Source organism: Sphingobium sp. B1D7B (assembly GCF_025961965.1).
GTDB lineage: Bacteria > Pseudomonadota > Alphaproteobacteria > Sphingomonadales > Sphingomonadaceae > Sphingobium.
This window is the reverse complement of sequence record NZ_JAOQOR010000002.1, coordinates 1-18,470: the sequence shown is the minus strand read 5'-3', so window position 1 is coordinate 18,470 and position 18,470 is coordinate 1. Positions and strand designations below refer to the sequence as shown.

Sequence of the window (18,470 nt, the reverse complement as noted above, 5' to 3'; positions counted from 1 at the left end):
GGGTCGAGGCCAAGACCGATGAAAGAGACGTTTCGTCAGTCGATGGCGTGGCTACACACATGGGCAGGGCTGGTCGTCGGCTGGGTCCTGTACTTTGTGTTCATGACCGGCACCGCGGGTTATTTCGATGAGGAGATAACCCGCTGGATGCAGCCGGAGGCGCCGCTCGCCACCATATCGGCGCCCTTTTCCGCGACGGATGCCGTGGCCAAAGCGCAGCGCATTCTCGCGGAAGAGGCACCCGATGCCGATCGGTGGTCTATCGACCCGTCATGGGAGCGCACAGAGCATCACTGGACCCTGTCATGGTCCAGCCCGCTTCAGCCAGGCCCGGGAAAGGCCAGCCCGGCGGGCGATGAGAGACCACACAACCGCCGGGAGCGGCTGATCTTCGATCCGGCGACAGGGGCTGTGCAACAGCCCGGCGATCTGCCGGAAGTGCGCGAGACGGCCGGCGGGCTCGGCCTGTATCGCCTGCACTATCATCTCCACTATATGTCCGAGCACACTGCGATCCTCATCGTGGGCTTCTGCACGATGCTGATGTTCCTCGCGATATTGAGCGGGGTCGTGACGCATAAGAAGATTTTCAAGGATTTCTTCACGTTCCGGCCCGGTAAGGGGCAGCGTAGCTGGCTGGACATGCACAACATCATCAGTGTGACGGCAATGCCGTTCTTCCTGATGATAACCTATAGCGGTCTCGTTTTCTTCATGTACGCCTATATGCCCGCGACGATGAATGTCGCCTACGGCGCGGACCATGAGTGGCCCAATGACGGCTACAGCAATCCGCTCAATCCGCGGACGAACAACCGCTTCGATGACGCAGGCACGCCAGAGAGAAGGCGCACCGAACGGGAAAATGACGCGCAGACAGATGCGCCGCCAGGCGCGCTGACACCCCTCGCCCCGCTGGCTGCGGAAGCGGAGCGCCAATGGGGCAAGGGGGCCATTGGCGGCATTGCGATCACACATCCGGGTCGCACCGATGCCCGCGTGACGATCATCTTTCTGGACAACGGCCTGGCCCGCAATGCCCGCAAACAACTTGTGTTCGATGGCGTGAGCGGCGCCAACATCTCGCCGCCGCCATTTCGGCAGGGTACGACGTGGAAGGTGCAGAATATCCTCATTGCCCTACATGAGGGGCTGTTCGCCGGGCCGCTGCTGCGCTGGCTGTACTTCCTCTCCGGCCTGCTGGGCTGCGCCATGATCGCGACGGGGCTGATCCTGTGGACGGTCAAGCGGCAGCAGAAGCAGAAGGGTACGGGAGACCGCTTCTCTTTCCGTCTGGTCGAAACGCTCAATATTGGCACGCTGGCAGGGCTACCGCTGGGCATTGCAGCATATTTCTGGGCCAATCGCCTGCTTCCTGCAGGCATGGAGACACGCACGGCCTGGGAGTATCACAGCCTCTTTGCAGCCATGGGCGCAGCTTTTATCGGGGCGGCGATCGTTCGTCCGGCCAAAAAGGCGTGGGAGGGCGTGCTCTGGGCAACCGCTGCGGCCTTCCTGCTGCTGCCGGTGCTCAATGCGCTTACGACCGACAGGCATCTGGGCGTGACTTTGGCGGCCAGAGACTGGGTGCTCGCCGGATTTGATCTGACGATGCTGGTCTTGGGCGCTGCATTTCTCGTCGCTGCGCTCAAGGTTCGCAACAGAGCTACCGCCATACCGGCTCGCCCCCGGTCCGCGCGTGCCGTGGAGTTTGCATGAAACCGGGTCCACATATGCGGATCGCCGTCACAAGCCGTATCTTGGCGGCTGCGCTGGGCGGCTATGTGCTCACAAGCCTGATTGCAGTGGCGCTGTTTTTGCTGCTGCGTCGCCAGGGCATGGCGCAGGATGCAGCGCTGCTCGCCCCAACGCTCGGCAGCTTCATCATTTACGCGGCAATCATCATGGCCGTGTTTCATGCGCGCAGCACCACCCGTGCGTGGCTCTGGATGATCGGCGTATCGCTGCCAGTCGCCCTGCTTGTCGGCCTCCTCTTGCGCGGAGGGGGTGGGACATGATCGTTGCGCTTTCCTTCACGCTCGCCGTGCTTGGCTTCGCGCTGCTCGCGCTTTCGCTTGCGCGTCACTATCGAGACCTGTTCGGGAAAGCGCTGTCTCCAATGCGCGGCCGGACCTTTAGAACGGCAGGCTGCCTGCTGATGGCGGCGTCGATGGCGAGCGCGATCACCGCGCAAGGTATCGGCACCGGCCTCGTTTTATGGTTTGCCCTGCTCACAGTCGCGGCCCTGATCGTCGGGCTCTCTATCACCTACAGCGACAAATGGTGGCGGATATGAAGCGCGCCGTCGGTCACCGGCGCGATCCATATGATCGCCCCGACGACATGCAGGACATGCTGACATGTCCGCCATCGCGCCCGCATAGTCGTGAAGCGCGCCTGCCTGTGCGCTACAGCGATCAGCCGATGGAGTTGCGCACTCGCCTTTGCGGCATAGGTGGCACGGCCATGATCGGGCTGCTGATCATTGGCGGATCGCTGTTCACCTGGACGACGTATCAGTCTGCGCAGGCGCCAAAAGCACTGACGATGTTTGACGTGGCGCCCCCTGCCGCACCCCCAATCCCAGTGAGCGAAACGCCGCCCGGCCCGAAGCAGATCGAGAAGGAACGAAAGCAGCCCGAGCAGGATGCACCTATTGTCGCGCCGCCGGAAGTGCAGGTACCCAGCGCCAATCCGCAGCCCGTTCCTGCCGCAAAGCCTGTTCCTGATCCGGGTCCTCCCGTGGAGCGAACGACAGCGCCTGAAAGCAGACCAATGCCGCCCGCGCCGCACGTGTCGACGGGCAAACCGACCTGGGAGGGGCTGGTGCTGGGTGCGCTCAACAAGGTGAAGCGCTATCCGCGCGATGCCATGTTCCGCCGTCAGCAGGGCGTGCCCTATATCCGCTTCGTCATCGATCGGTCAGGCAAGCTGCTCTCCGTCCGGCTGGAGCGTTCCTCAGGCCACCGCTCACTCGACGACGAAGCGCTGGCACTTCCCAAGCGCGCCCAACCCCTGCCCAAGCCGCCCGAGGACGTGAAGGGTGATACGGTCGAGCTTGTGGTGCCGGTGGAATTCTTCCTTCGATAAGGGGGAGTTGGATATGGGCAATGAAGCCCAACATTAGTTCTCCAAGGCCGCGCTGATGAAAGATAGCAGATTTTAAGGTCGCATTCAGCTGGAGAATACTCGATTTACAAAAAGATTGCGGCCGTAGGCCTTGGTTGCTCAAACTGTCAGTTCGCGACCAACTCAAGTCGTTCCTTAAACGGTCCGTGAATGACCGGCTGTATCGGAAGGGGACATAGTTGGCTCCGGAGACACGCCGAGGGCTGGGAGCTTGGTAAGGGTGGCGAGAATCACCTGATTGTCGTCATCGCGCCAACTTCCCCCAAAAGGCACGAGTTTTTGGGGATGAGGTTGTCGATCGGACAACGTCATTCTGTGTTGGATGAGCAATTCATAGATACTATCATTATGATAGTTACTATGCCATGGCTCGTTCCATGGTCGCACATAAGAGCCTCGAAGAACGGGAATGCCCGATCGCGCGCAGCCTGCAACACGTCGGCGAGTGGTGGAACATCCTGATCCTGCGTGACTCGCTGGCCGGGTTCACGCGCTTTGATGAGTTTCAGCGTAACCTCGGCATTGCACCGGGGATGTTGACCAGGCGACTGCGCGGGTTGGTTGAAGCAGGAATGTTGGAAAAGCGGCTCTACTCGGATCGGCCGCAACGCTTTGAATATGTGCCCACTGCGCGCGGGGAGGACTTCCGCGACGTGCTGGTGGCGTTGCTCGCGTTCGGCAACCGCCATTTTGCACCAGAAGGATTAAGCGTGACGGTGCTCGACACGCGCACGGGGATCGAGGCCGAGCCGGTCATGGTCGATGCCGCCAGCGGCACACCGCTGTCCGATCCGGCCTTCCGTTGGATATCCGGTCCGGCGGCCGGCAGCGAAACCCGAAGCCGCTATCTCATGGGACCGCCCGAAGGAGGGCAACGGTGGTGAGCGCCAATACAAGGCCGTCGCGAAAAGGCCGACACCATGTGATCGTGGTCGCCGTCACCTTCGTGGCGCTGTTGGCCGCTGCGGGGGTGCGCGCGGCACCGGGTGTCCTAATGCTGCCGCTTTCAATGCATTTCGGATGGGACCGCGCCACCGTATCGTTGACCGGAGCTGTCGGCATCCTGCTGTTCGGGCTGACTGGCCCGTTCGCCGCTTCGCTGATGCAGTCCTTCGGCATCCGCCGGGTGATGCTCGGTGGACTGGCGCTGATGGGAATGGCGACGCTGGCTAGTCTGTGGATGCGCGAGAGCTGGCATTATCTGCTGACCTGGGGCGTTCTGTCGGGGATTGGCAGCGGCGCAATCGCACCCGTGTTGGCGGCGGCAGTCGTCAACCGCTGGTTCGCGGAGCGGCGGGGTCTGGTCATGGGGCTGTTCTCCGCCAGCACAGCGACTGACGCGCTGGTGTTCCTGCCCGCGCTTGCCTGGCTGAGCGAAGGCGGCGCGTGGCGACCGGTTGTGGAGACGGTCGGCGTCACATGCCTGGTGCTGGTTGCACTGGTCGCCGTCTTCATGCCGGAACGGCCCACCGATGTCGGCGCGACCCGTTTCGGCGAAAGCGAAGCGGAGGCGGCCGTTACGGCAGCATCGGCACCCTTGGCGGCGCTGCCGATGCTGGCGATGGCGGCGCGGCGGCCGATCTTCTGGCTGCTGTTCGGCAGCTTCTTCGTCTGCGGCTTCACCACCAACGGGCTGATCGGAATGCACATGATCGCCTATTGCGGCGATCATGGCGTAGCGCCCGTGGCGGCGGCCGGTCTGCTGACCGTGATGGGCGTGTTCGACCTGATCGGGACGACCGCATCCGGATGGCTCACCGATCGCTACGATCCCAGGCGGCTTCTGGTCGGTTACTATGCACTTCGCGGAGCATCGTTGCTGCTGCTGCCGGCGATCGACTTCGGCGGGATCGGCATGGCGGTGTTCGCGGTGATCTACGGCCTCAACTGGGTCGCGACCGTGCCGCCGACGCTCGCGCTGAGCAACCGCGCCTTCGGTGACCGTGCCGCGCCGATCGTGTTCGGGTGGATCGTCGTCGGGCATCAGATCGGCGCGGCTCTTGCCGCCTATGCCGCTGGCGTCGTGCGCGAGGCGGCAGGCAGTTACGAGCCTGCGTTCGTCACCTCGGGTGTATTCGCCCTGATCGCTGCCGCTGCGGTGCTGGCGCTGCCCTCGCTACGCAATTGCCGCAAGCATCCTGCTCGAACGCTTTCCGCCAACTAGAAAGGGCTGCGCACATGTCCGGCTATACGATCTTAGACTATCACGGCGGCCGCGATCCGGAGGTCGCTGCGCTGGTCCTGTCGATCCAGAACGATGAGGCGGGCATCGACCTGCCGATCGAAGAGCAGCCAGACCTGCTCGATATCGCCGCGGCCTATCGGGAGGGGGGCTTTTGGGTCGCACAAGTCGATAGTGTGATAGTGGGCACAATCGGCGCGCTGCGCTACGACGACAGTGGCATCCTGAAGAAATTCTTCGTCCGATCCGACTTCCGGGGTTCGCAGGGGCCGGCATCGGCGCTCTACGCCAAGGTTAACGACTGGGCACGCGCGCAGGGCCTTGCCGCTCTTTACCTCGATACGCCCTCGGTCGCGACGCGCTCGCACGCCTTCTACCGCAAAGCTGGCTTCGAGCTGGTGGACCGCTCGGCGTTGCCCGACGGCTATGGCTTTCCCGACTGCGACAGCTTGATCTTTCGCCTGACCCTGCTGTCCGACGCCGCATAGGAGACGCGCCATGCCCGTATTCGAAGCCCATATTCCGCGCGGACGGTTCTCAGCCGAGGAGAAACGTGCACTCGCCGATGCTTTCAGCCGCTCGCTGGTAGATGCGCTCGGCGTGCCGGCAGACGACCGTTTCGTGATCCTGACCGAACACGGCCCGGACGAACTGTTCATCCACCCGACCTTCATGGACATGGAGCGCGATCCGACGAGCGCGATGATCGTGACTGTCATGATCGGTGCGCGCCGCCCGATTGAGGACAAGCGCAAGCTGGTCGCGGCAATCACACGGCTCGTGGTCGGCGCCGTCGGAGTGACGCCGGACGATGTGTTCATCACGCTCGTGCCGGTTCCGAACGAGAACTTCTCGTTTAGGCGCGGCGAACTGCAATTGGCAGAGGGAGGGCCGAAATGGTGACGGGCGATGCACGGGATGGCCTCGCCCAACTACTTGCGATGCGCGACGGAGAAGGCGGCGCGCCGATCGCCGACACGCTTGGCTTTCGTCTGGTCGAGGTAGATCGCGGCTATGTGGTCTTCGAGGGCAATCCTGGCCGACAGGTCTACAACCCCATCGGCACGGTTCATGGCGGCTATGCGGCGACTTTACTCGACAGCGCCTGCGGTTGCGCGGTCCACTCACGACTGGAGGCGGGGCAAGGCTATACCACGCTCGAACTCAAGATATCCTATCACCGGGCAATGACAGACGCGACCGGCACGGTCCGCGCCGAAGGGCGCACACTTTCCTTCGGCCGACGCGCTGCATTCGCCGAGGCGAAGCTGCTCGATTCAGAAGGCCGACTCTACGCGTCCGCTACCTCAACGCTGCTGGTGTTTGATCGGAAGTAGCCCACCGGCCACGGGATTTCGCTCGCATAGCCATGAATGACAGGTTTCGGCAGACCCCGTCATAAATGGACATCTGTGGGAACGGCAGAAACGTCCCAATTCACGCCATCGCGGGTCGGATTAACGGATGGCTGCTTTCAGGAAGCTCGCCTGGCGATCTGGATATCTGAAAGGTCGGCGAATCTAGCCTTACGCCCTGCTGCAAAACCTTCCCGCTGTGCCATAAGATGATCTATGGTCTACAAAACGCTCACTCATCTGTTCCAGATTTTTGAAAGTGTTTCGCAGTGTAGGCAACCGCCTTCGGTAAATTAGCGGCAAATCTGGTCAGCAGTTCACGAAACTTATCACGGTCTGCCTCAGTGAACCCATCGATCAGTATTTCTTCACGCGATCTCGCCATTCGGACGATTTGACGGTGAATCGGGAGACTTTTCGGCGTCGGCTTGGCAAACCTGCCGTTGCGATTGGTCTCGATGTCGATCAGGCCGTCCTTTTGAAGCTTCTTGAGGGCTTGGCTGACTGTAGCCTTATTCATGCTTAAAATGTCGCAGATTTCCCACGCCTGCAACTCGCCGAACTCGTACAACATCGACAGCACCCGCGTCTCGTTGACGCCGATACCGAGCACTTCCAGATACATGCGCGAAGTGTGCCAGGCGTAGCCATTATTCGCGACCGTGAGCAGGTGCGGCACGAACTCGTCCTTACGTCAGGACGTCTAACGAACGGCGCTTTCTCCCGCATGAACATTGTCATTTGGATGACTCTCCCAATCTCCAGTTGAAAATAATGTTATGTAATAACATATCTTATCTGTAATCGTTTTGGTCATGCGAATGCAGCAGTGCCTTTTGCGCCGTGTGGGGGATTTCATGAGATTTTTCGAAACTGCGACTGTTGCCGCCGCTGTTTTTGTGGGTGCGCCTGCCTTGGCGCAGACCATTGACGAGGGAAAACGGGCTGACGTCGCGAGGCAGCCGGAAGAAGCAACAAGCAACGACATCATCGTCACGGGATCGCTCATTCGCGGCCTACCCAGGGAATATGTCGCAAGCCCGATGTTCACTTATGGTCAGGCCAACATCGTCGAGTCCGGTGCCAGTTCGGTCTCGGAATATATGCTGACCATCCCTCAGAACTTCACGGCGGACCTGAGCGATTTCGGCAGCACGGCGGCGAGCGTCGGGACCAGCCTCAGCACCGGAACGACCTATAATCAATATGATGGGTTCGCCAGCTTCGCACTACGCGGCCTCGCATCCGATGCGACGCTCACATTGCTGAACGGCAGGCGCATGGCATCGGTCGGCATGGTCGAATCGCCGACAGTGTCGGTGATCCCTTCGGCGCTGATCGAGCGCATCGACATCATCTCCGATGGCGCGTCTGCAACCTATGGCGCTGACGCGGTCGCAGGCGTGGTCAACATCGTCACCCGCAAGCCGAAGAACGGCCTGGAGCTGCGCCTTCGCGGCGCGACCATGACGGACACCGGAGCGAAAAACTGGGACGCCAGCGCACTGGCCGGGCATAGCTGGAGCACAGGCAGCCTGTACGGCATGGCGATGTATCAGAAGCGCGCCGCCTTCCTCGAAGATCCGATCACCGCCAGCGGGACCCGCATCCAGCAAAGCCAGCTGCCCGATGAGAAGGTCAGCGGCTTCTACGGCGGCATTCGTCAGGAGGTGGGCGACGTGACGCTCTCCGTCGATGCCTCGCGCTTCCAGCGGGATCGGGAGGCAATCAGAAACTACCCTGACTCCCCACGATATAACCGGTATTTCACGACCCGCACGACAGGTCATGCCATCAACGGCAATGTCCATTGGCAAGGGTCTGGCGCGACCTCGATCGATCTCAACATCGACTATGGCCGAAACAACACCAGCAGCAGCGTGTTCAACGGGGTTCCGCCATTCGCAGCGCCGCGCCCACACTATCAATATACCAATAGGCTGTTCGTCGCCGAGCTGACCGGCCAGACCGCTCTGGCGACACTTCCCGCTGGACCGGTGCTCGTCGCCGGCGGGGTTCAGTATCGCAAGGAAACACTGCACACGGACGCGAAAATCTTCTTCAACCGTAATGGTGACGAGCGCACGGCCAAGTCCGCTTATGGCGAAGTGAACGTGCCGATCGTCGGCGCGGAACAAGCGGTCCCGTTCACCCGCTCACTGACGCTCTCGACAGCCGCCCGCTATGAGGATTTCGGGTTTGACGACGCGCTGGCGCCGAAGGTCGGACTTCGCTGGCAGATCGATGACTCCATCGCTCTCCGTGGCACCTATGCCCGCTCATTCCTGACCCCTCGTTTTCGCGATACCATCGGCATCGCCGAGCAGGTCTCGTTCTGGAATTACCCCTATGCCTTCCTGGCGCCGGGCCAGCAGAATCCAGCGCTCCCGGCCGGCAATGCAATCGTGATGTACCGGGCGGGCGCCAATCCCGATCTCAAGACGCAGAAGGCCGACACCTTCACGCTCGGCCTCGACCTCACGCCGAGCATCATCCCGAATCTGACGATCAAGACTGGCTATTACCGGATGAGGATCGCAGGGCGGGTCGTCACCCCATCGCAGGATGACAGCGCCACGCTCCCCGAGCTGCAGGCGTTCAACATCGCCAACCCCACCCGCGCCCAGATCGAGAGCATCATAAACAATCCTGCGGTGTTCCGGTGGTTCACGGCCGACATCCCGTTCATCGCAGACGGCGGCACAGAGATTTACAGCAGCGTGAGCCAGATCCCCCAGGCGCTGATCTCCCAAGTTCAGGCCGTCGCGGATATCCGCCCCCAGAACTTCGCGGTCGAGACCACGGACGGCTTCGATCTCGATCTCACCTACCGGACGCGACTGCTGGGCGGCGGTGCCTCTGTTCAACTGACGGGCCAATTTATCCTCAACCTCACGCTCGACACAGGCGCCGGACGGGCTGTCTCGCGCCTTGACGGCTATGCCCAGCCGGCCGACCTGCGATTGAACGGAAGGTTCGTCTGGGGCCGCGATGGCGTCTCGGTCGGGTCAGTGGTCAACTATGTCGACGGCTTCACCGACAACCGAGCTGGACAGACCCCGCGCAAAATTGGGTCCTACACCACGGCATCGCTGTTCCTCGGCTTTGATCTTGGACGCCTTACGTCCACGCCCGTGCTTGAGCAGAGCGAGGTGCAGATCGTCGTCGCCAATCTGTTCAATCAGCGCCCGCACAGCATTGGCGACGGCACATTGGGCTATGATCCGTTCAACAATCCGCCAAATCCACGCACGATCGGTGTGATGCTGACGAAACGGGTTGGCCGACGCTAGGAGCGCTCACGTAAACGTTCACTGGCTCTTGGTTGCAACACCTCCCTCAACTGACTACTCTCGGAGAGGAAAGGTGGCTTGTTGCCGATCCAACGTGCCCACGAGCGCATTTTGCTGCGTGAAGTGGAGATCGCGCAAACGTGCCATCTCTCGGAGCGGCATCTATCGCCCCTCCTCGACTGTATGACGCCGCTCGGCCCCTGTCGCCCCGCCTTCACGAGGCGGCGCGCTCTCGCCTCTCCGGTGGGACTCGGCTGTCGGTTATAGAAGGGACTGGCCCTGTGGCGCGTAGCACGGGCCCCCTCGTCTTGCGCGAGCAGTTTGGAACTGTGCTTCCGCTTGCTGTGACCGATGACGCAGATGGCGCGCTGCAGCGCGATCGGGAGAAGCAGTTGCTTAATTGAACCGATGTGGGCGAAGATCGGCGAAGCCTACGCGAAATTCTCGGCTATGGCTGGCGCCGAACATGCCAGAGTAGAGATCACCGAGTGGCTACCAAATCCGGCCAGTGCTTGGTCGCTTCCCTGCTCTCCAGACAGAGGGTCGATCCGGGTCAAGCGGGAGGCCGATGTAGCGCTCAATAGCGTAACCAAAATTCCATGCCGAAGTGACCGACCTAACCGAGACCGATCCTTGCCGGCTTGGTCAAACAAAGCTTCGACACCCAAAGGCGCCTCAAAAGCTCACCCCTACCCTTCTTCATTGCAGCAGCCTGAGAACCTCTGTGACGGCAACGGCATTCAATCTGTACGATCCACGCTCCGTCGATATCGCATCCGTTATCCCATGTCCCGCCAGCCCCCGACGTATATGACTAATATAAACTCGCACGACCTTAGAGGTCGGCGCCTTAACCCCGGCGGCCTTTGCCAGCACATCCTTCCTAACATATCGATCCGGCTCTTTGAGTAACCGCATAAGGACCAACGCACCAGCACGGCCCACGCGATCAAAACGTTGCCGGATGAGGCTAGCGAGCACTTCCGTGCGAATTGTATCGTTGGGCAACTCACAGCGCAGGCTCCTTGCAAGCGGCTGACGCAGAACGCCATTGCTCTCTAGAAGCGCTCTCTCCATCTGCACCGCCGTGTGGGGCGACAAATCCGGGGGGGAATGCTGCGCTACCAGATCAAGAGCTCCACAGCGCACCACTTCGATCTGGGCGGCAAGCGCTGTGTAACTCCGGGTGACGGCGACCTCACGAGCTAAATCCAAGACGTCGCATGCACAGCCCAACAGGCTGGCGACCAGATCGGCCTGCAAATACTCCGAGCTTGCCAAGTTCAGCACCGTTTTTCTCCTCTGGGGGAGCGCCGAACCCAATCGGCGCCCCAGCTCATTCCGCACCTCGTTCAACGCTGTAGGAACCGGATAATCGGGGTGATCACCCTGTTGGTGGGATAAGGCAGACCGAAACCACTGGCCGGAACGCAACTGCCGTCGCTTTCAGAGCCAGAGACGCAGATCAGCTCAAGCTCCCTGCTTTCCTCGGTGCCCGTCCCCTGTCCGTTTTCGCCGCCGTCGCGGCTATCGGTCGTTCCTTGAGTGCGAACGGCGTTTTGGCCGCTGGTGCCAAGCTGGTTCCCGACACCCGCTTGGCTTCCTGTACCACGCTGAACTCCGGAGCCCCCTTGAGCATCCGATCCGAAAAGATCGCGCGCAAACCACGGGGTGGTGTTCCCCCCGAACACGGCCGCTATATCAGTGCCGGTGCGGATGATCGGAGGGATCTGGTTGCCAATCTTAATCGCTTCCTTGATCACTTCGGGAGTGATCCCGTTGGAAATGATAGTGAGGACCCCGTCGGCAAATGTGACGGTATAGTTGGCACCGGCCGAGAGTGATCCCTTCCGGATGGCATAGGTGCCTACGCTTTCCCCGGCATCGCGAGCGGCGCTGCCGCTCAAGGTGTCGCCCGCCACCAAACCAGCACCACCAACCGTGAATCTGAGCGCCGGGTCCGCCTGCCCCTGATTCTTTGAGGCATTGTTCAGCGTCACGAGGAGGCCTCGCGCTGTGATGATGCCAGTGTCGGCCGCGACCGAACTGTTTTGCAGGACATAATTGCCGGCGTCCCCACCGCTCAGGGCCAGCCCGGCAACGGTCACGCGCTTGCCTGTTCCGACGTTGCGATCGTCATAGGCGGCGCTCGTCGCCGAGACAGCGATCGCATCGCCCGCGATCACCCCATTCAAGCTCACGGGCAGCAGGGTTGCCGCCGTGGTGCCATCATAGGTCTTGGTGATGGTCCCGGACAGCTGACCCGAAATGACTTTCTGAGCTATGGTTCCGCCTGCATCGACTTTTACGATATTATAATTTCCGCCACCATTGCCGTCATTGAGCAACCAACTCGTCACGCTGATCGTGCGATTACCGGCATTTTTTCTGTCGAAAGCCTGAGTAGCGGTGACGGTGTCGCCGTTCACTAGGCCGATCACCTGGACATTGCCCGACGAGGCAACGGAGCCGTCATAGACCTTATTCTCGCCCGATGCCGTCAGCGTCAATTGAGCCCGGCCCACATCGGCGACGCCACGTACCGTCTGGTTGACAAGCTCGTAGTTGCCGTGCGCGTTGCCATCAAGCGTATAGCCCGACAGATCGACGCTCTTGCCGCTTCCCGCGTTGCGATCCGCTAGCGTACCGGTGACACCGTTCGTGTTGAGCACCACACCGTCAGCGGCCAACAACGCCTGGGTCGTCACATCACCGTTCGCAGCGACGAAGATCAGGGTCCCATGCTGGTTCGTACCCAGCATGGTCGTGCCGTCATAGGTTTTTTCACCATGGCCCGACGTGACAACGGTCACCGCACGCGGCGTGATGGTCCCGACATCTGCAAAGGCGCTGCTCGACAGCAGAACATAGTTGGCCGAATCGGCTCCGGTCAGCGCCATGCCGGAAACCGTGACCCGCTTCCCCGTGCCGACGTTGCGATCGGCATAGCTCGCGCCCGACGTGGTAAGCGTCAGGACATCGCTCGCGATCACCCCGTCGAGATTGACCGGCAACATGGTGGCGACGGCGGTGCCGTCGTACACCTTGCTTACTGTGCCGGTGAGCTGACCGGTCAAGACCTTCTGAGCGATAGACCCGTTTGCGGCGACACGTACGACGGTATAGTTACCGCCATCATTGCCGTCGTTGATGGCCCAGCTATCCGCCGAAATCGTCCGGCTTCCCGCATTCTTGCTGTCGAAAGACTGGGTAACGCCGCTGATGCTATCGCCGGCGACCAGTCCGCTGATTCCGACCGTGCCGGCCGAAGTCGCCGCGCCGTCATAGGTCTTGCTATCCGAAACTGCTGTCAGGGTCAGCATCGCCCTCGCGATGTTCGCCGTGCCATTGGCAATGGTACCCAGCATGTAATTGCCCGCGTCGGCACCGGACAGTGTCAGGCCGCTGACGGCGACCGACTTGCCGTTGCCGGCGTTGCGATCGACGAATTCGAACGCGCTGGTGCCATTCGCCGTGACGTTGTCGCCGGCGACCACACCCGACAGACCGGTAACGGTGCCGTTCGCAGCCGTGGTGCCATCATAGACCTTGTTCGAAACCTGCGAAGCGACCTGCAGCTCCTTACGGCTAATCACGCCGGCTGCGGAGTTGCCGATCGTGACGACATAATTGGCGCCGCCATTTCCGTCGGCAACAGTCCAGCCGCCGTTGACAGTCAGCGTGCGGTTGCCCGAATTCTTGCTGTCGAACGACTGAGTCGCGTTGACTACGTCGCCCGCGACCAGACCGATCACCTGCACCTGCGTCGCCGAGGCCTCCGTGCCGTCATAGACCTTGGTGTCGGTGACCGCGTTTAGGGTCAGCGCTTTTCGGGTGATAGTGCCCGTACCACCGCCGATCGTGCTCAACACATAATTTACTGCGTCAGCACCGCCGAGCGTTGCGCCGGTGACGTTGACAGCCTTGCCGACACCGGCATTGCGGTCCGCGAACGCCAGCGTCCCGCCCGAGAGCGTCACCGTCTCGCCCGCCACCACATTCTGCAGGCCACCGAACGTGCCGGTCGCCGCAGTCGTGCCGTCATAATCCTTGCTGTTGACGGTGACCGAGGTGGTCAGAACGCGCTGCGTGATCGCACCCGAGGCATCAACCAGCGTCACAACATAATTGTTGCCGCCGTTGCCGTCATTGACTGCATAGCCGGCGTCGACGCTCAGCGTCCTTCCGCCCGCGTTCTTGTTGTCGAACGACTGGGTCGCCGTGAAGCTGTCACCCGAGGCCAGACCGGCCGCCTGCACCGCGCCGGACGAGGCCCGCGTGCCGTCATACTGGCGGATATCGGTTACCGCAGTGAGCGCCAAGCTCGCCTTATTAATCGTCGCCGCAGCCGAGGCAGGCAACGAGACCAGGTAGTAGTTGGCCGCATCAGCGCCTGAGAGGACACCGGTGCCGAGCGTCACCGCCTTATTCACGCCCACATTGCGATCTGCAAAAGCCATCGCCACAGCAACCGCAACGTCATCTCCCGCAATCACGTTCTGCAACGGGCTGAGCGTTCCGGTGGCAACCGTTGTGCCGTCATAGACCTTGTCGTTGACGGTGACCGAGGTCGTCAAATCGCGCTTGGCGATGACGCCGGTGGCATCCTGCAACGTGACCACATAGTTGCCGCCGCCATTGCCATCGGCGAGGACGATGCCACCCACCTGCAACAGACGCGTACCGGCGTTCCGGCTGTCGTAGGCCTGGGTTGCGGTGACGGTGTCACCTGTCACCAGACCGTTGATAGCCACCGATCCGCCGGACGTTCTCGTGCCGTCATACACCTTGTTGTCCGCCACGGCCGACAGCGTCAGCTGCGCCCGTGCGATGTCTGCGAGGCCGCTGGTCGTAGCGGAGGTCAGTACATAATTGCCCAGCCCGTTGCCATCGAGCGCATAGCCCGTCAGCGTCACGCCCTTGCCGGTGCCGGCATTGCGATCCGCGAGCGTACCAGTCACACCGGTGGTGTTCAGCGCTACACCATCCGCGTTCATCAGCGCCTGCGTTGCCGCATCGCCGTCCGCGGCGAAGAAAACGAGCGTTCCCATTTGGTTCACGGCCAGCAACGTCGTGCCGTCATAGGTCTTCGCACCGAGGCCGGTCGTGCTAACCGCGATCTGGCGCGCTGTGATCTCACCGACATTTGCGGACGTGGACGTGCCCTGAAGCACATAATTCCCCGCATCCGCACCGCTGATCGCCATGCCCGACACCGTCACCAGCTTGTTCGTGCCGGCATTCTGATCGGCATAGTTGGCGCTGGTGGTGGTCACGGTCACGGCATCGCCCGCGATCACGCCGAGCAGGTTGGCCGGTAGCAGCATGGCCGTCGTCGTCCCGTCATAAACCTTCGTCACGGTGCCTGTGAGCTGGCCGCTGAGCAGCTTCTGACCGATGGATCCGACCGCATCGACCTTCACGACGGTGTAGTTGCCGCCGCCATTGCCGTCGCTGATCGTCCAGGCATTCGCGCTCAGCACACGGTTGTTGCCCGCATTCTTGCTGTCGAACGCCTGCGTCACGCCGCTGATGCTGTCGCCCGCGACCAGACCGCTGTCGGTCACGACGCCGCTCGAAACGACGGTGCCGTCATACGTCTTGCTGTCGGCAGCCGCGGTCAGGGTCAGCACCGCCTTGGCGATATTGGCCGTACCGTTGGCGATCGAGGCCAGCGTGTAGTTGGTCGCATCCGCACCGGACAAGGTCATGCCGCTCACGGTGACCGCCTTGCCGTTGCCGGCATTGCGATCGACGAAGGCGAACACGCCGCTGCCGCCCAGGTTCACGGTGTCGCCGCTGACGACGCCCGAGAGGCCGGTTACCGAACCGGTCGCGGTGGTGTTGCCGTCATAGACCTTGTCGTTGACGGTGGCGTTGGCCTGCAACACCTTCTGCGTGATCGTGCCAAAGGCGGTGTTGCCGATGGTGACGACATAGTTGTTGCCGCCGTTGCCGTCGGCGATCGCCCAGCCATTATTGACCGTCAGCGTGCGGTTGCCCGCATTCTTCCCGTCGAAGGACTGGGTGGCATTGACCACGTCACCCGCAACCAGACCGATTGCCTGCACCAGCGCGCCAGACGCCATGGTGCCGTCATAGACCTTGGTGTCAGTGACGGCATTCAGGGTAAGCGCCTTCCGGGTGATTGTACCCGTACCGCTGCCGATCGTGCTCAGCACATAATTGGCCGCGTCGGCCCCGCCCAGGGTGGCGCCGGAGACATTGACCGCCTTGCCGACACCCGCATTGCGATCGACAAAGGCCATCGTGCCGCCGGACAGCGTCACCGTCTCACCCGCCACCACATTCTGCAGGCCACCGAACGTGCCGGTCGCCGCCGTGGTACCGTCATACTCCTTCGTATTCACCGTCACGGAGGTGGTCAGCACGCGCTGCGTAATCGCGCCCGATGCATCGACCAGCGTCACCACATAGTTGTTGCCGCCATTGCCGTCATTGACTGCATAGCCGGCATCGACGCGAAGCGCGCGGCTCCCCGCATTCTTGTTGTCGAACGATTGGGTCGCCGTCACGCTGTCACCGGTCATAAGACCGGTGCCGGACACCGTGCCCGTCGAGGTGCGAGTGCCGTCATATTGGCGGATGTCGGTCACCGCGGTCAGCACCAACGAAGCCTTGGTGATATCCGCCGTCGCTGCGCTGGCTAGCGGAAGCAGATTGTAATTGCCCGCGTCCGCGCCCGTCAGCGTGGCGTTGCTGATCGTGACTAGCTTGTTGGTCCCGGCATTGCGATCATTGAATGTCATGACCGCGCTCGCCGCAACATTGTCGCCCGTGACGACATTCTGCAGCGGTCCGAAGCTGCCGCTCGCCGTCCGGGTCCCGTCGTAAACCTTGTCGTTGACGGTCACCGAGGTGGTCAGGTCACGCTTCGAGATCGCCCCCGCCGCATCCTGCAGGGTCACCAAATAGTTGCTGCCGCCATTGCCATCATTGATGGTATAGCCGGTGACCTGGAGCGTGCGATTGCCCGCATTGCGACTGTCGAACGACTGGACCAGATTGGTGAGACTGTCGCCCGTGACAAGGCCGCTATAGCCAACGACACCGCCCGAGACCGACGTGCCGTCATACACCTTGTTGTCCGCCACGGCCGACAGCGTCAGCTGCGCCCGTGCGATGTCTGCGAGGCCACTGGTCGTAGCGGAGGTCAGTACATAATTGCCCAGCCCGTTGCCATCGAGCGCATAGCCCGTCAGCGTCACGCCCTTGCCGGTGCCGGCATTGCGATCCGCGAGCGTACCAGTCACACCGGTGGTGTTCAGCGCTACACCATCCGCGTTCATCAGCGCCTGCGTTGCCGCATCGCCGTCCGCGGCGAAGAAAACGAGCGTTCCCATTTGGTTCACGGCCAGCAACGTCGTGCCGTCATAGGTCTTCGCACCGAGGCCGGTCGTGCTAACCGCGATCTGGCGCGCTGTGATCTCACCGACATTTGCGGACGTGGACGTGCCCTGAAGCACATAATTCCCCGCATCCGCACCGCTGATCGCCATGCCCGACACCGTCACCAGCTTGTTCGTGCCGGCATTCTGATCGGCATAGTTGGCGCTGGTGGTGGTCACGGTCACGGCATCGCCCGCGATCACGCCGAGCAGGTTGGCCGGTAGCAGCATGGCCGTCGTCGTCCCGTCATAAACCTTCGTCACGGTGCCTGTGAGCTGGCCGCTGAGCAGCTTCTGACCGATGGATCCGACCGCATCGACCTTCACGACGGTGTAGTTGCCGCCGCCATTGCCGTCGCTGATCGTCCAGGCATTCGCGCTCAGCACACGGTTGTTGCCCGCATTCTTGCTGTCGAACGCCTGCGTCACGCCGCTGATGCTGTCGCCCGCGACCAGACCGCTGTCGGTCACGACGCCGCTCGAAACGACGGTGCCGTCATACGTCTTGCTGTCGGCAGCCGCGGTCAGGGTCAGCACCGCCTTGGCGATATTGGCCGTACCGTTGGCGATCGAGGCCAGCGTGTAGTTGGTCGCATCCGCACCGGACAAGGTCATGCCGCTCACGGTGACCGCCTTGCCGTTGCCGGCATTGCGATCGACGAAGGCGAACACGCCGCTGCCGCCCAGGTTCACGGTGTCGCCGCTGACGACGCCCGAGAGGCCGGTTACCGAACCGGTCGCGGTGGTGTTGCCGTCATAGACCTTGTCGTTGACGGTGGCGTTGGCCTGCAACACCTTCTGCGTGATCGTGCCAAAGGCGGTGTTGCCGATGGTGACGACATAGTTGTTGCCGCCGTTGCCGTCGGCGATCGCCCAGCCATTATTGACCGTCAGCGTGCGGTTGCCCGCATTCTTCCCGTCGAAGGACTGGGTGGCATTGACCACGTCACCCGCAACCAGACCGATTGCCTGCACCAGCGCGCCAGACGCCATGGTGCCGTCATAGACCTTGGTGTCAGTGACGGCATTCAGGGTAAGCGCCTTCCGGGTGATTGTACCCGTACCGCTGCCGATCGTGCTCAGCACATAATTGGCCGCGTCG

At 61.9% G+C, this 18,470-nt stretch carries 13 protein-coding genes; 10 read left to right on the top strand and 3 right to left on the bottom strand.

The window, feature by feature from the left end; genetic code table 11:
- Positions 1 to 18 precede the first annotated feature (18 nt).
- The 9 genes from M2336_RS17435 to M2336_RS17395 all read left to right on the top strand — a co-directional run bounded on the left by M2336_RS17435 (position 19) and on the right by M2336_RS17395 (position 6,648).
- Positions 19 to 1,719, top strand: coding sequence for a PepSY-associated TM helix domain-containing protein (locus M2336_RS17435; RefSeq protein ID WP_264593282.1), 1,701 nt, complete (start codon positions 19 to 21; stop codon positions 1,717 to 1,719).
- A gap of 14 nt (positions 1,720 to 1,733) precedes the next feature.
- The gene (locus M2336_RS17430) at positions 1,734 to 2,018 is read left to right on the top strand and encodes a hypothetical protein (RefSeq protein WP_264593281.1); all 285 of its coding nucleotides are present in this window, start codon (positions 1,734 to 1,736) and stop codon (positions 2,016 to 2,018) included.
- Complete coding sequence (locus M2336_RS17425) at positions 2,015 to 2,296, top strand: DUF3325 domain-containing protein (RefSeq protein WP_264593280.1); 282 nt, start codon at positions 2,015 to 2,017, stop codon at positions 2,294 to 2,296. Before M2336_RS17430 ends, M2336_RS17425 begins: the two co-directional genes overlap by 4 nt.
- Positions 2,293 to 3,090: an energy transducer TonB gene (locus tag M2336_RS17420; RefSeq protein WP_264593279.1), complete on the top strand. Its 798-nt coding sequence runs from the start codon at positions 2,293 to 2,295 to the stop codon at positions 3,088 to 3,090. The genes M2336_RS17425 and M2336_RS17420 overlap by 4 nt, the downstream gene beginning before the upstream one ends.
- Before the next feature lie 416 nt (positions 3,091 to 3,506).
- Positions 3,507 to 4,013, top strand: a complete 507-nt coding sequence (locus M2336_RS17415) for a winged helix-turn-helix transcriptional regulator (protein WP_264593278.1) — start codon at positions 3,507 to 3,509, stop codon at positions 4,011 to 4,013.
- A 38-nt stretch (positions 4,014 to 4,051) separates the two neighbouring features.
- Positions 4,052 to 5,293, top strand: a complete 1,242-nt coding sequence (locus M2336_RS17410; RefSeq protein ID WP_264593277.1) for an MFS transporter — start codon at positions 4,052 to 4,054, stop codon at positions 5,291 to 5,293.
- A gap of 14 nt (positions 5,294 to 5,307) precedes the next feature.
- On the top strand, positions 5,308 to 5,799 hold the full coding sequence (locus M2336_RS17405) for a GNAT family N-acetyltransferase (protein WP_264593276.1): 492 nt from the start codon (positions 5,308 to 5,310) through the stop codon (positions 5,797 to 5,799).
- A 10-nt stretch (positions 5,800 to 5,809) separates the two neighbouring features.
- Positions 5,810 to 6,214 carry a tautomerase family protein gene (locus M2336_RS17400; protein WP_264593275.1) on the top strand — a complete coding sequence of 135 codons (405 nt, stop codon included), beginning with the start codon at positions 5,810 to 5,812 and terminating at the stop codon, positions 6,212 to 6,214.
- Complete coding sequence (locus tag M2336_RS17395) at positions 6,208 to 6,648, top strand: PaaI family thioesterase (protein WP_264593274.1); 441 nt, start codon at positions 6,208 to 6,210, stop codon at positions 6,646 to 6,648. Before M2336_RS17400 ends, M2336_RS17395 begins: the two co-directional genes overlap by 7 nt.
- Positions 6,649 to 6,898: 250 nt before the next feature.
- Here the strand turns inward: M2336_RS17395 and M2336_RS17390 are convergent, their stop codons facing one another.
- Positions 6,899 to 7,345 (bottom strand): MarR family winged helix-turn-helix transcriptional regulator, encoded by a 447-nt coding sequence (locus tag M2336_RS17390; RefSeq protein ID WP_264593273.1) that lies wholly within the window; start codon positions 7,343 to 7,345, stop codon positions 6,899 to 6,901.
- 178 nt (positions 7,346 to 7,523) lie between these two features.
- On the opposite strand from M2336_RS17390, the gene M2336_RS17385 reads away from it, so the two are divergent.
- The gene (locus M2336_RS17385; RefSeq protein WP_264593272.1) at positions 7,524 to 9,959 is read left to right on the top strand and encodes a TonB-dependent receptor plug domain-containing protein; all 2,436 of its coding nucleotides are present in this window, start codon (positions 7,524 to 7,526) and stop codon (positions 9,957 to 9,959) included.
- Between the two features lie 699 nt (positions 9,960 to 10,658).
- On the opposite strand, the gene M2336_RS17380 is transcribed toward M2336_RS17385, so the two are convergent.
- On the bottom strand, positions 10,659 to 11,249 hold the full coding sequence (locus tag M2336_RS17380) for a helix-turn-helix domain-containing protein (RefSeq protein WP_264593271.1): 591 nt from the start codon (positions 11,247 to 11,249) through the stop codon (positions 10,659 to 10,661).
- A 62-nt stretch (positions 11,250 to 11,311) separates the two neighbouring features.
- Complete coding sequence (locus M2336_RS17375) at positions 11,312 to 18,454, bottom strand: YDG domain-containing protein (RefSeq protein ID WP_264593270.1); 7,143 nt, start codon at positions 18,452 to 18,454, stop codon at positions 11,312 to 11,314.
- Positions 18,455 to 18,470 lie beyond the last annotated feature (16 nt).